The following is a 13,602-nucleotide window of genomic DNA, read 5'->3' on the forward strand; positions in this document are numbered from 1 at the left end:
CCTCCCTCAAACTTGACCGGGAGCCGCGACCAAACGGTCGGCAGCATCGAACACGAAAACATCATTCGGGTCGAGCACGGCGTCGAGCGTCTGGCCCGGCTCGAATTCGTGCACGCCGTGCAGCACCGCCACCCAGTTCGAACCATCGCGGGTCAGATGCACGAAACTCTCCGAACCGGTGATCTCGGTCACCGTGACAGTGGCATGGAAGGCATGGCGGTCGGCCTCGCCATTGGCGAGCGCGAGCTGATGCGCGCGGAAGCCGACGCGATAGACGCCGTCAGCCAGCGACGCATACAGCCCCGAGGCCGGTGAGGCGATGCCGCCGGCATATTGCACGGAGCCATTCCTCTTCTCGATGCCGACGAGGTTGAGCGGCGGATCGGAAAAGACCTGCGCGACGCGCAAGGTCTTCGGCCGGCGGTAGACGCTGGCGGTCTCGCCCATCTGCAGCGCCTGGCCCTCCCACATGCACACCGTGTTGCCGCCGAGCAGCAGCGCCTCGGTCGGCTCTGTGGTGGCATAGACGAAGATCGCGCCCGAGGCCTCGAAGATGCGCGGCAATTCGGCGCGCAGCTCCTCGCGCAGCTTGTAGTCGAGATTGGCGAGCGGCTCGTCGAGCAGCACGAGGTCGGCGCCCTTGACCAGCGCCCGCGCGATCGCGGTGCGCTGCTGCTGGCCGCCCGAGAGCTGGAGCGGCGTGCGCTTCAGGAACGGCTCGAGCCGCAGCAGTTTTGCCGCCTCCGCCACGCGCGCCTCGATCTCGTCGCGCGGCTTGCCCTGCACGCGCAGAGGCGAGGCGATGTTCTCGTAGACCGTGAGCGAGGGATAGTTGATGAACTGCTGATAGACCATCGCGACCGAGCGCTGGCGCACGTCGGCGCCGGTGACGTCCTTGCCGTTGACCAGCACCTTGCCCGTGGTCGGCTTGTCGAGACCGGCGAGCAGCCGCATGATCGAGGTCTTGCCCGACAGCGTCGGCCCGAGCAGGACGTTGAGCGTACCGCTCTCGAGAGTCAGGGAGACATCGCGGATGTGCTCGACACCCTCGACGGTCCGGGTCACGTGATCCAGTGTCACGGTCATGAGCGTCCTCCCGCTTCCAGCAGGGGACTTTGCGGCACGGCGTGGGTCCTGATCCAGTCGTCGAGCGTCGCAATCTCGTCGGCAGATAGTCGCAGGCCGAGCTTGGAACGGCGCCAGACCACGTCCTCCGCCGTGACGGCCCATTCATTGGCCATGAGATAGCGGACCTCGCGCTCGGTCAGGGTCGCGCCGAAAGCCTGGCCGAGATCGCCCAATGATTTCGCATCGCCGAGCAGCTTCATCGCCCGCGTGCCATAGGCGCGCGCGAGCCGCCTTGCATGCTCATGGCTGAGGAAGGGATAGCCGCGCTGAAGCTCGGCGATCAGGCCGTCGATATCCGACACATCCATGTCGCCGCCGGGCAGCGGCCATTTGCCGGTCCAGCCCTCGCGCGCTTTCGCGCTGCGAAGATAGGGCGCAAGGCGTTCCAGGGCCTCTTCGGCGAGCCTGCGATAGGTCGTGATCTTGCCGCCATAGATGGACAGCAGCGGCACGCCACCGGGCGTGTCGAGCTCGAACACGTAGTCGCGCGTCGCGGCCTTGGCTTCGCTCGCGCCGTCGTCATAGAGCGGCCGCACGCCGGAATAGGTCCAGACCACGTCATCCGGCGTGACCGGCTTGGCGAGATATTCGCTCGCCGCGGTGCAGAGATACTGGATCTCCTCGGCCGTCGCCTTCACCTTGGCGGGATCGCCGTCATAGTCGCGGTCGGTGGTGCCGATCAGCGTGAAATCGTCCTGGTACGGGATGACGAAGATGATGCGGCCGTCGGCATTCTGGAACATGTAGGCACGGTCGTGGTCGTAGAGTTTCTTCACGACGATATGTGAGCCCTGCACCAGGCGGACTTTTGCCTTCGCATTGACGCCGACGCCGCGACCGAGCACGTCCTCGACCCAGGGACCGCCGGCATTGACCAGCGCACGCGCCCGGACCTGCGAGCGCTCGCCGGTCAGCGTATTGACCATGCTGACCGTCCAGAGGCCGCCGGACTGGCGGATCTCGGTGGCGCGGGTGCGGGTCCGGATCTCGGCGCCCTTGTCGGCGGCATCGCGCGCGTTGAGCACGACGAGGCGGGCGTCGTCGACGAAACAGTCGGAATATTCGAAGGCGCGGCTGTAGCGATTCGGGATCAGCGGCTTGCCGACCTCGTCGCGCCTCAGATCGACCGAGCGCGTGGCGGGCAGCAGATGCCGGCCGCCGATATGGTCATAGAGGAAGAGGCCCAAGCGCAGCAGCCAGGCCGGGCGCAGGCCGGCATGGTGCGGCAGGACGAAACGCAGGGGGCGGATGATGTGGGGCGCGATGCCCCAGAGGATCTCGCGTTCGATCAGCGCCTCGCGGACCAGGCGAAACTCGTAATATTCGAGATAGCGCAGGCCGCCATGCACCAGCTTGGTCGACCAGGACGATGTCCCGCTCGCCAGATCGTTCATTTCGCACAGGAAAACCGTGTTGCCGCGGCCCACCGCGTCCCGCGCGATGCCACAGCCGTTAACACCGCCTCCGATGATGGCGAGATCGAAAATACGCTCCAACAGACGCATCCCCCGGCGACCGCTCGTTCCGTCGAGCGGCTACTTTCGTTTTTGATTAGATCACACCGAAAAACGAAAGCAAGATGAAAGAGAGGCGGAAGGAAGTGAAAGAGGATCTTTGTTGATGGGCATGAGGGCCGCCAAGTCGGCAGGCAGACGGATAAAGTTGCGGCAAGACGCGCGATTGAACGGCAACCATGGACCAGCCGGCCGGCTTGCATGTAGCAACATTTCTACATAAATTCCCCAAACAGAGCATGGCCACGGCTTGGAGGCTCAGACGATGGTGACCACCCTGACCAGCCGAGAATTCAATCAAGACACCAGCGGCGCCAAGAAAGCGGCATCGCAAGGACCCGTCTTCATTACGGACCGCGGCCGTCCAGCCCATGTCCTGCTAACCATCGAGGATTATCTGCGCCTGACCGGCGGACACATGAGCCTTGCGGAAGCTCTGGCGCAAACGAACTCGGATTTTGATTTCGATCCGCTTCGCGTCAACGAGGGGATCTTCAGGGTTGCTGATCTCGACTGATGTTCCTGCTGGACACCAATGTCATTTCCGAATTGAGGCGACCGGACAAGGCCGATCAGCGCGTCATTGCCTGGGCAGGCGCAAATCCAGCAGCAAATTTCTTCATCTCAGTCATTTCGATTCTCGAGATCGAACTTGGCGCACGCCTGATCGAACGCAGGGACGCAGCGCAGGGTGCCATCTTGCGCAGCTGGATCAACAGCCAGATTCTGGCTCGCTTCGAGGGTCGGATCCTGCCTATCGATACGGCTGTCGCGCAGCGTTGCGCGCAACTTCACGTTCCCAACCCGCGCGCTGAACGCGACGCGCTCATTGCTGCAACCGCGCTGGTTCATGGTTTGACGGTTGTTACGCGCAATGTAGAGGATTTCAAACCGACGGGCGTTCCGCTGCTCAACCCGTGGGACGACGCTTAGCCCCTATCTCAGCCGCACCACTGGCGCGGCTTCCGGCGCGGCATCCTGGGCGTCGGCCGGGGAATCGTCGATATCCGCGCCCTTCGGCATCGCCTCGACCACCTCGATGCCCTTGCTGTGGCAGATGGTGGCGAGGCGCTCGGGGAGCTCCTGGTCGGTGACGAAGGTCTGGATCTGGGTGATGTGGGCGATCCGCACCGGCGCGCTACGGCGCAGCTTGGTGGAATCGGCGACCAGCATGACGCTGCGGGCATTGGCGATGATGGCCTGCGCCACCTGCACCTCGCGATAGTCGAAGTCGAGCAACGCCCCCTCCTCGTCGATCGCGGACGCGCCGATGATGGCGTAGTCGACCTTGAACTGGCCGATCAGCTGCGTCGCGGTCGAGCCGACCACCGCGCCATCGGCGCGCCGCACCGTGCCGCCGGCGACCACCACCTCGATGCGGGGATGGCGGTAGAGCAGCATGGCGACGTTGAGGTTGTTGGTGATGACGAGCAGGTCCTCGTGCGAGGTCAGCGCGCTCGCGACCTCCTCCGTCGTGGTGCCGATGTTGATGAACAGCGAGCAGCCGTTCGGGATCAGCGACGCCGCCGCGGCGCCGATCGCCTTCTTCTCGTCGGCAGCGACGAAGCGGCGCGCCTCATAGGCGAGATTTTCGACGCCGGAGGCGATGATGGCGCCGCCATGGATGCGGGTCAGCGAACGCCGCTCACAGAGGTCGTTGAGATCCTTGCGGATGGTCTGCGCGGACACCTCGAAGCGGCGCGCGAGCTCCTCGACCATGACGCGGCCGGAAGCGCGCGCGATGTTGAGGATTTCGGCTTGGCGATGGGTCAGTCCGGTCACGGCAACGGCCTCAAATCAGAGTGATGCATGGTGCGGCGGTTCGCGCCTTCGGTCAATGCGCGCGCTGATCACGGTTAACGGATGAGGGGCCCTCACCACGCCATTTCCTACCACGCCATGGCACTCGCGAGATGCGCGAGCAGCGTCGGATCGTCGAACGCGCTCGCGGATGTGACCGCGCCTGCTCCAACCAGGTCGGCATGGCTGAGGCTGGTCCGGATGCCGATGGTAGGAATTCCGGCCGCCGTGGCCGATTGCACGCCGGTGCGGGAATCCTCGAATGCGATCGAGGTTTCCGGCCTCGCGCCGACGAAACGCAGCCCTTCCTGATAGGGCAGCGGATGCGGCTTGCCGTGCGGCAGCTCGGCGCCGATCACGAGCGCCTTGAAGCGATGCGTGATGCCGAGACCGGACAGCAGTAGCTCGGCGTTGAGGCGCGGCGCATTGGTCACGGCGACCATCGGGATGCCGGCGCTGTCGGCCCGGTCGAGCAGCGCCATCAAGCCCGGCAGCGGTGCGATCTGCCCGGCCACCAGCGTGCGGAAGACCTCCTCCTTCTCGTCGAGGATCAGGGCCCGCCGTTCCGGCGCCTCGTCGGGCAGAAAGCGCTCGCCGATCGCCACATTGGCGAAACCCTGCAGCTCCCTGGAGAAGCGTGCGTGGTCGAAGACGTGGCCGTGCGGACCGAGCACCTGGTTGAAAGCCTTCAAGTGCAACGGATCGGTGTCGGCGAGGGTACCGTCGATGTCGAACAACAACGCCTTGCCCATCGCATCGTAGCTGGCCTCGATCATTTCCGTACTTTCCCAAATGCGCGACGCATCGATGCGCGAGACGTATCAATACGGTCCCGATCGCGCAATCACGCATTCAGATGACGACAATGCCACCCTCGACAAAGTCACGCGCGGCTGCAACACTCGGTGCAAGATCAAAAAGGAGGAAACGATGACCATCAACCGACGCGATCTGGCTCTCTCCACTCTCGCCGTCTCGGCGCTTGCGCTCGCCACGCCGGCGCTCGCCGCGTCGGCAGACGAGGAAGCCGTGGCAAAGAAGGTCGAGGCCTTCCGCCTTGCCCAGATCGCGGCCGATCCGAAAGCGCTTGCTGCGCTGTGCTGGGACGATCTCAGCTACAGCCATTCCAGCGGCAAGGTCGAGGACAAGGCGACGTTCATCGCCAACGCGACCGACGGCAAGTCGAAGTTTCTGTCGATCGAATACAAGGACCCCACCATCAAGGTCGTCGGCCCCGCGGCGATCGTACGTTTCCACTGGCTGGGCGAGCAGGAGATGGCGGCCGATGGGAAAAAAGTATCGACCAACCTTCACATCCTGATGAACTGGCAGAAGCAGGGCGACGAGTGGAAGCTGCTGTCGCGGGCTGCGACGAAGTTGTGATGACGTCTCTTCCCCCTCCCCTTGTGGGAGAGGGTGGCTCGCCGCGTAGCGGCGAGACGGGTGAGGGGTTTCTATCAACCAGCAAGCCTCTGGCGATTGAATTCGCGGACACATACCCCTCATCCGACGCTTCGCGCCACCTCCTCCCACAAGGGGAGAAGGGAGGGTAGATGTGTGCTCGGCAAAAAATTCCGGCCTCGCGCTTCGCGCGCCCCGGAATGACGGCGCTTACGCCGCTTCCTTCACGTCGCCGTTAACCAGCTTGCGCGCCGCGCGTTCGGCTTCGCGGGCGTTGCGGAAGAGCTGGCCTTCGAGACGGTTGAAGCGGTGGGACGAGGCGAAGAAGCAGTAGCCTCCTTGAGAGCGAACGACGATACCTGCGGTCTGCGAATTGACTTCAATGATGTAGCTGTCCGGCATGGTCCGTGGATCCCTCAGTGCGGGCAAATAACGGCACTCATGCCCAAAGGTTCCCAGGCATTTGAGGCCGTTTCCACCCCGAATCGACACGCAATTGAGTACGCCGGGACCTCATCCGTTTTATGACTGGTTCTTGGCGAAGCCGCGACGAGGATGACTCACCCGCGCCGCGTTCTGCAGCAATCGCCACGTCTCGCAGGATGAGGCCGAGCGTCGCGCGCGATTACGTCGCGATCGGCGGATCGTTTCGCTGGATTTCCTGCGGACGGCCGTGGTCGTCGATCGAGACATAGGTGAAATTGCCGTCGGTGACGAGGAACGGATGAAGCTCCTTGCGCCGCAATGCCCAGGCCTCGAGATGCACCGTCAGCGAGGTGCGCCCGACGCGGACGAGATTGGCGTAGACCGAGACGAGATCGCCGACATAAACCGCTTTGCGAAAGTTCATCGCCTCGATCGCGACCGTCACGGTGCGCGACCTCGCAGCCTTCGAGGCGAACACGCCGCCGCCGACGTCCATCTGGCTCAGGAGCCAGCCTCCGAAGATGTCGCCGTTGGCATTCGTGTCGGCCGGCATCGCTAGCGTGCGGATGCAGAGATCGCCGCTCGGCCCGATGGCTTGTTCGCTCATGTCTTTCTCACTTGAAATTGTCCCAGCCCGGATCAGGCGCGAAGCGCTCGCCGAATCGCTCGGCCAGCGCGCGCAGGGTGGATACGACATTTTCGACGCCGCGCGTGCGCGCATAGTTCAGCGGGCCGCCGCGGAACGGTGCGTAGCCGGTGCCGAAGATCATGGCGCCGTCGACCGCATCGGCATCGTCGACGATGCCCTCTCGCAGAGCCGCGACGCAGACATTGGACATCGGCAGCACCAGGCGGTCGATCATCTGGTCAGTGACGCGCGGGCCGGTCTCGGGAAGCGGTGCCTTCTCCGCCTTGCCGTCCTTCCAGGTGTAGAAGCCCTTGCCGGTTTTGCGGCCAAGCTCGCCCTTGGCGACCTTTTCGCGCAGCCAGGCCGGCGTCGGCGGCAGCAGATCGCCGAACTTGGTGCGCAGCATGTCGCCGACATCGAGGCAGATGTCGAGCCCGACCTGATCGGCGAGCTCGATCGGCCCCATCGGCATCCCGAACTGCTCGGCCGCGGCGTCGATCAGGCGCTGGTCGGTCTTCTCGTCCAGCATCACCATCGCTTCCAGCATGTAAGGCGTCAGCGCGCGGTTGACGAGGAAGCCGGGCGAGCTCTTCACGGCGAGCGGCAGGCGGTCGATCGCGCCGACAAAGGCGAGCGCGTCCTTCAGCACCTGCGGATCGTTGCCGTCATGACTGACGACCTCGACCAGCTGCAACCGCGACACCGGATTGAAGAAATGCAGGCCGACCAGCCGCTCCGGACGCGCCAGAGTGGTGCGCAAGTCCTGAAGCGGAATGCTCGACGTGTTGGTCGCAAGGATCGCGCCGGGCTTCATGCGCGGCTCGAGGCCGGCATAGACCTTCTGCTTCAGCTCGAGCTTCTCGGGCACCGCTTCGATGATGAGATCGGCGTTGCGGACGCCCTCCCCGTCGATGTCGGGGACGAGGCGGTCGAGCGCGTCGCGCACGTCGGTGGGCTTGCGGATGATCTTGCCGTAGAGCTCGGCTGCGCGCTTCACCGCACCAGCGATCGGCTCCGCCTTCATGTCGGCGAGCGAGACGCGAAGGCCCTGCCCCGCACACCAGGCGGCGATGTCGCCGCCCATGGCGCCGGCACCGATGACGTGGACGTGCTTGACCGTGTTGCCGCTGCCTGCCGCCTTCTTCATCTGCTCGCGCAGGAAGAAGACGCGGATCAAATTCTGCGCGGTCGGCGTCACCATCAATTTGGCGAAGGACGCCTGCTCCGCCCGGAGCATCGCGGCCTTGCTGCCGCCATGGGTCTCCCAGAGATCGATCAGCGCGTAAGGCGCGGGATAATGCTCGCGGGATGCAGCCTTCGCCGCCTCTGCGCGCATGCGCCTGGCCAATAGGCCACGCACCGGCCCGAGATTGGCGGCGCGCGTGAGCAGACCGGGCCTGGCCCGCTTCAGCCGGCCGAACAGCGCGTCCTTCACCGCGCCCTGGACGTGGCGCTCCTGCGTCACGGTATCGACGAGGCCGAGCGCCCTGGCGCGGCGCGCATCGATGGTGCGGCCGGTCAGCATCAAGGACATCGACTGGGTCGGATTGACCAGCGCGGTGAACCGCGCCGTGCCGCCGAGACCGGGATGCAGGCCGAGCATCACCTCAGGGAAGCCGAAGCGCGCACCGTCGATGGCGATGCGCGCCTGGCAGGCGAGCGCGACCTCGAGCCCGCCGCCGAGGCAGAAGCCATGGATGACCGCGACCGTCGGCAGCTTCAAGGCTTCCAGGTGGTCGACCACCGCATGCGCGGCGCGGATGCGCGTCTCGACCATGGCGGGATCTGACGCGCCGCGGAATTCGTTGACGTCGGCGCCCGCAATGAAGCCGGAGGGTTTGGCCGAGCGGATCACGAGGCCGGCCGGACGCTCGGTCTCGATCGCGGCGAGCACGGCGTCGAACTCCTCCATCACATCGGAGGACAGCGTGTTGGCGCTGGCGTCAGCGCGATCGAACAGCAGCCAGGCAATACCATCGGCGTCACGCGTCAGCTTGAAATGCCTGTACGGGCTGTCGGCCGCGGGCGGAGGGCCGAGCGTCAGGACGCGGTCGCCCAGCGCGGTCATGATCTTCGAATCCATGGTCACACCGCCTCGATCAGCATGGCGCCGCCGAGCCCGCCGCCGATGCATTCGGTGGCAACGCCGCGCCGTGTGCCGAGCCGCTTCATGGCGTTGACGAGATGCAGCACGATGCGGTTGCCGGACGTGCCGACGGGATGGCCGAGCGAAATGGCGCCGCCGTCGACGTTGAGCCTGTCACGGTCGATCTCGCCGGCGGCGCCGTCCAGCCCAAGAATCTCGCGGCAGAATTTGTCGTCGTTCCAGGCGGCGAGACAGCCGAGCACCTGCGTCGCAAAGGCCTCGTTCAGCTCCCAGGTATCGACATCCTTGATCGTGAGATTGTTGCGCGTGAGCAGCGGCGTCGCCGACATCACGGGCCCGAGCCCCATGATGCTGGGATCGAGCGCGGCCCAGTTGCTGTCGACGATGACGGCCTTCGGCGTCAGCCCATATTTTGCGACCGCGGCGTCGGACGCCAGGATTACCCAGGAGGCACCGTCGGTGATCTGCGAGGAATTGCCGGCGGTGACCTGTCCCCAGGGGCGCTCGAACACCGGCCGGAGTTTTGCCAGCGACTCGACCGTCGAATCCGGACGCACGCCGTCATCATGGTCGAAGAACTTGCCGTCGCGGGAGAACGCGGTCTCGACCTCGCCCTTGAGAAAACCCGCGCCTTGCGCATGCGCGAGGCGGCGATGGCTTTCGGCGGCGTAAGCATCGGACTGTGCGCGGGTGATGCCGAAGAGATGGCCGACCACTTCCGCGGTCTGGCCCATGTTCAGCTCGGTGACGGGATCGGTCAGCCCGCGCTCGAGGCCGATAATCGGCTTGAGATAGCGCGGCCGCAGCTTGAAGGCCGCCGCGAGCTTGGCGGCGACGCCCTTGGCGGTGGCGAGGCCGGCGAACCAGCGCACGCCGGAATTGGGCCAGACCAGCGGCGCGTGGCTGAGCGCCTCGGTGCCGCCGGCGAGGATCATGTCGGCATGGCCTTCGCGGATGTAGCGGTAGGCGGTGTCGATCGACTGCGTGCCGGAGCCGCAATTGATCTGCACGGTGAAGGCGACCATGTCTTCGCCCATGCCGAGCCGGAGCGCAGCGACGCGGGCCGGGTTCATCTCGTCCGCGATCACGTTGACGCAGCCGAGGATGACCTGGTCGAAGCTGTCAGGCGAAAACGGCTGGCGCGCCAGCAGCGGCCGGCCGCATTGCACGGCGAGATCGACCGGCGTGAACGGACCGGGTCCTGAGCGCGCCTTCAGGAACGGCGTCCTGCTGCCGTCGACGATGAAAACCGGTCGTGCCATCAGCTCGCCGCCCTCTGCTCACCGAGTTCCTGGAAGAACTGATGCACATTGACGCTTTTCTTGTAAATCGGCGACAGCGCCTCCGGCGCAAAATCGTCGACCTCTATCACTTTTGTGACGGCTTCGCGGGCTGCGGCGAGCTGCTCGCCCTCAGCCTGCGTGATCACGCCCTTGGCGACCGCTTCCTTCCAGTCGCGGATCTGCGCGGCGCGGAGGCGCCTGGCGATGGCGTCCGTGCCGGCGACCAGCTCGAACGCGCGCTCCAGCCGGGCAAAGCCGCCGTCATCGTCGACCCGGGCGAGATCCGGCGTGAGACGCTCGCGTGCCGCCGACGGCTCCAGAGCCAGGCTCGCGCATTGGTGGACGACGCGGTCGGAAGGGCCGAGCACGCGCGCGCCGAACGGCTGGACCACGAGCCTGAGGAAACCCGCGACGAAGCGGTTGGGCAGATTGGCGAGGATCTCGGCGAGCCGGTTCTCGATGGTCCGGAAGCCCGTCGCCATGCACCATTCCAGCGCGGCAAAATCCTCCTTCTGCCGGCCCTCGTCCTGCCAGCGCTTCAGCGCGGCCGAGAGCAGATAGAGCTCGGACAGGATGTCGCCGAAGCGGGCCGACAGCATCTCCTTGCGCTTGAGCGCGCCGCCGAGCGTCAGCAGCGCCATGTCGGCGCAGACCGCAAAAGCCGCGGAGTAGCGCGAGAGCTGGCGAAAGAACGGCGTCGCATCGCCCGCATCGGGCGCCGGCGCGAATGCGCCAAAGGTCCAGCTGCGGCCAAAGGCGCGGAACAGTGTCCGGAAACTATGACCGACATGCTTCCAGAACGCCTTGTCGAACGCGGTGAGGCCGCGCTCGCGGTCGGAATCGGCGAGCGCATTCATCTCGTCGAGCAGATAGGGGTGCGCGCGGATGGCACCTTGCCCGAACACGATGAGGTTGCGGGTTAGGATGTTGGCGCCCTCGACCGTGATACCCACCGGCACGGCGCGGTGCAGATTGCCGAGATAGTTTTGCGGACCGTCGATCACGGCCTTGCCGCCATGGATGTCCATGGCATCATCGATCGCGGTGCGCATCCGCTCGGTCGCGTGCAGCTTCATGATGCCGGAAATGACGGCGGGATGAATGCCGGCATTCAGCGCCGCACAGGTCAGCCGGCGTGCCGCGTCGAGCTGGTACGCGGTGGCATTGATGCGCGCGAGCGGCTCCTCGACGCCTTCGAACTTGGAGATCGAGATGCCGAACTGCTCGCGGATGCGGGCATAGGCGCCGGTGGTGCGCGCCGCATAGGCGGCCCCGGCGGCCGAGAGCGACGGCAACGAGATGCCGCGGCCGGCGGCGAGCGCGGTCATCAGCATCTTCCAGCCCTGTCCGAGGCGCTCCTTGCCGCCGATCACGTAGTCGAGCGGAATGAAGACGTCGCGTCCCCAATTCGGACCGTTCTGGAACACCTGCATCGATGGCAGATGGCGCTGCCCGATCTCGACGCCGGGCAGATTGGTCGGGATCAGCGCCACGGTGATGCCGAGCTCTTCCTGATCGCTGACGAGATGATCGGGATCATGGGCCTTGAAGGCGAGGCCGAGCAGCGTCGCGACCGGACCGAGCGTGATGTAGCGCTTGTGCCAGTTGAGCCTGAGGCCGACGACCTCGCGGCCCTCGAACTCGCCCTTGCAGATGACGCCGGTGTCGACCATCGAGGCGGCGTCGGAGCCGGCCTCCGGACTGGTGAGCCCGAAGCAGGGAATGTCGCGGCCATCGGCGAGGCGTGGCAGCCAGCGTTCCTGCTGCTCCCTGGTGCCGAAGCGCATCAGGAGCTCGCCCGGGCCGAGCGAGTTCGGCACCATCACGGTGACGGCCGCCGCGATCGAGCGGGTCGAGATCTTGCGCACCACTTCCGAATGCGCGTAGGGCGAGAAGCCGAGGCCGCCGAACTCCTTCGGGATGATCATCCCGAAGAACTTCTCGCGCTTGACGAAATGCCAGACATCCGGTGGCAGGTCGCGCCATTCCCAGAAGATCCTCCACTCATCGAGCATGGCGCAGAGCTCGTCGACGGGGCCGCTGAGGAAAGCCTGTTCCTCGTCGGTCAGCCTCGCCTGCGGCACCTTCAGCAGCTTCGACCAATCAGGGTTGCCGGTGAAGAGATCGGCATCCCACCAGACGTCACCCGCCTCCAGGGCCTCGCGCTCGGTCTCGGACATCGCCGGCAACACGCCGCGCGCCCAGGAAAAGATCGGCTTTGTGATGGTGTCGCGGCGGAAGCTCATGGCAGACCTCATGCATCGGCGCGGTTATCGAGCATTTTAGCGGAAAGTGGCCGGGGTACGTGAACACTTCGCGCGCAAAAGGAAGCGAATTGACGCGGCCGGGCGGCCGCCCAGGCCATAACGGCCGGGGCTCAGGGGCAGTTCCGGGAGGGGGAATGGGGCACAATGTCTTCTCACCGTCATTCCGGGGCGCGCCTCTTGGCGCGAGCCCGGAATCCATACTCCCGATTGTGGTTATGGATTCCGGGCTCGACGCGACGCGTCGCCCCGGAATGACATGTGGAGAGAGAGAGGCGCCGGCCTAATCCGGCCGGATCATCTCGAACATGTTTTCCGGCTTGATCTCGAAATAATCGCCGCGGCGGCCGGCGCGGACGATCGGGCGGGCGGCGGCGGTCTGGTAGACGCCGTCCTTGATCATGGCCTTGTCGATATGGACGGCGACGACCTCGCCGAGCGTCAGCCAGGCGTCGGCCTCCTTGCCGTCGGCGCCCTTGAGGCGGACGATGTCGGACACCTTGCACTCGAAGGCGACGGGGCTCTCACCCACCCGCGGCACCTTGACGAGCTTGCCGGGCACGGCGGTGAGCCCCGCAAGCTTGAACTCGTCGACCTCGGGCGCGACATGCGCCGCGGTCGCGTTCATGTGCTTGGCCAGATCCATCGTGGCCAGATTCCAGACGAACTCGCCGGTCTGCTGCATGTTCTCGACCGTGTCCTTCCAGTTGGTGGAGGAGAAGCCGATGATCGGCGGCACGTAACAGAACGCGTTGAAGAAGCTGTAGGGCGCGAGGTTGACGTGGCCCTTGGTATCGCGGGAGGAAATCCAGCCGATCGGCCGCGGCGCGATGATGGCGTTGAAGGGATCGTGCTTGAGGCCGTGGCCCTTGGAGGGCTCATAGAAGTACAGGTCTTTGTCGGTCACGCGGGTGCTTCCTTTTCGTCATTGCGAGCGCAGCGAAGCAATCCAGAATCCCTCCGCGGAGACAGTCTGGATTGCTTCGCTGCGCTCGCAATGACGGAGTTTGTTGGTCCGTCCTGGCCGCCTCCAGCCGGTCAGCCCGGGCGA

General features: G+C 65.4%; 13 protein-coding genes. 3 read left to right on the forward strand and 10 right to left on the reverse strand.

The window, feature by feature from the left end; genetic code table 11:
- Window positions 1-6: 6 nt before the first annotated feature.
- Entirely contained in the window at window positions 7-1,086 is a 1,080-nt protein-coding gene (locus tag XH96_RS30650; RefSeq protein WP_194389276.1) for an ABC transporter ATP-binding protein, read from the reverse strand.
- A complete protein-coding gene (glpD, locus tag XH96_RS30655; RefSeq protein ID WP_194389277.1) occupies window positions 1,083-2,633 on the reverse strand; it encodes a glycerol-3-phosphate dehydrogenase in 1,551 nt (516 codons plus the stop codon). The genes XH96_RS30650 and glpD overlap by 4 nt, the downstream gene beginning before the upstream one ends.
- A gap of 274 nt (window positions 2,634-2,907) precedes the next feature.
- Here glpD and XH96_RS30660 point away from each other — a divergent pair, with 274 nt between their 5' ends.
- Together XH96_RS30660 and XH96_RS30665 are read left to right on the forward strand one after the other, a co-directional pair.
- Entirely contained in the window at window positions 2,908-3,159 is a 252-nt protein-coding gene (locus XH96_RS30660) for a type II toxin-antitoxin system prevent-host-death family antitoxin (RefSeq protein WP_194389278.1), read from the forward strand.
- The gene (locus tag XH96_RS30665) at window positions 3,159-3,575 is read left to right on the forward strand and encodes a type II toxin-antitoxin system VapC family toxin (RefSeq protein ID WP_194389279.1); all 417 of its coding nucleotides are present in this window, start codon (window positions 3,159-3,161) and stop codon (window positions 3,573-3,575) included. Before XH96_RS30660 ends, XH96_RS30665 begins: the two co-directional genes overlap by 1 nt.
- A 3-nt stretch (window positions 3,576-3,578) precedes the next feature.
- On the opposite strand, the gene XH96_RS30670 is transcribed toward XH96_RS30665, so the two are convergent.
- Window positions 3,579-4,424 (reverse strand): DeoR/GlpR family DNA-binding transcription regulator, encoded by an 846-nt coding sequence (locus XH96_RS30670; protein ID WP_028179658.1) that lies wholly within the window; start codon window positions 4,422-4,424, stop codon window positions 3,579-3,581.
- A gap of 107 nt (window positions 4,425-4,531) precedes the next feature.
- Window positions 4,532-5,218 carry an HAD family phosphatase gene (locus tag XH96_RS30675; RefSeq protein WP_194389280.1) on the reverse strand — a complete coding sequence of 229 codons (687 nt, stop codon included), beginning with the start codon at window positions 5,216-5,218 and terminating at the stop codon, window positions 4,532-4,534.
- 154 nt (window positions 5,219-5,372) lie between these two features.
- On the opposite strand from XH96_RS30675, the gene XH96_RS30680 reads away from it, so the two are divergent.
- The gene (locus XH96_RS30680) at window positions 5,373-5,825 is read left to right on the forward strand and encodes a nuclear transport factor 2 family protein (protein WP_194389281.1); all 453 of its coding nucleotides are present in this window, start codon (window positions 5,373-5,375) and stop codon (window positions 5,823-5,825) included.
- Window positions 5,826-6,053: 228 nt separating this feature from the next.
- Here XH96_RS30680 and XH96_RS30685 read toward each other — a convergent pair whose 3' ends face one another.
- The 6 genes from XH96_RS30685 to XH96_RS30710 all read right to left on the reverse strand — a co-directional run bounded on the left by XH96_RS30685 (window position 6,054) and on the right by XH96_RS30710 (window position 13,458).
- The gene (locus XH96_RS30685; RefSeq protein ID WP_024341426.1) at window positions 6,054-6,245 is read right to left on the reverse strand and encodes a hypothetical protein; all 192 of its coding nucleotides are present in this window, start codon (window positions 6,243-6,245) and stop codon (window positions 6,054-6,056) included.
- Between the two features lie 223 nt (window positions 6,246-6,468).
- Window positions 6,469-6,876, reverse strand: a complete 408-nt coding sequence (locus XH96_RS30690) for an acyl-CoA thioesterase (protein WP_194389282.1) — start codon at window positions 6,874-6,876, stop codon at window positions 6,469-6,471.
- Window positions 6,877-6,883: 7 nt separating this feature from the next.
- The gene (locus tag XH96_RS30695; protein ID WP_194389283.1) at window positions 6,884-8,980 is read right to left on the reverse strand and encodes a 3-hydroxyacyl-CoA dehydrogenase NAD-binding domain-containing protein; all 2,097 of its coding nucleotides are present in this window, start codon (window positions 8,978-8,980) and stop codon (window positions 6,884-6,886) included.
- Between the two features lie 2 nt (window positions 8,981-8,982).
- On the reverse strand, window positions 8,983-10,266 hold the full coding sequence (locus XH96_RS30700) for an acetyl-CoA C-acetyltransferase (protein WP_194389284.1): 1,284 nt from the start codon (window positions 10,264-10,266) through the stop codon (window positions 8,983-8,985).
- Complete coding sequence (locus tag XH96_RS30705; RefSeq protein WP_194389285.1) at window positions 10,266-12,533, reverse strand: acyl-CoA dehydrogenase; 2,268 nt, start codon at window positions 12,531-12,533, stop codon at window positions 10,266-10,268. The genes XH96_RS30700 and XH96_RS30705 overlap by 1 nt, the downstream gene beginning before the upstream one ends.
- 301 nt (window positions 12,534-12,834) lie before the next feature.
- Window positions 12,835-13,458: a flavin reductase family protein gene (locus XH96_RS30710; protein ID WP_194389286.1), complete on the reverse strand. Its 624-nt coding sequence runs from the start codon at window positions 13,456-13,458 to the stop codon at window positions 12,835-12,837.
- Window positions 13,459-13,602: the final 144 nt, after the last annotated feature.

Origin of the sequence: Bradyrhizobium sp. CCBAU 51765 (assembly GCF_015291725.1) — a bacterium.
In the GTDB taxonomy this organism is placed as follows: domain Bacteria; phylum Pseudomonadota; class Alphaproteobacteria; order Rhizobiales; family Xanthobacteraceae; genus Bradyrhizobium; species Bradyrhizobium liaoningense.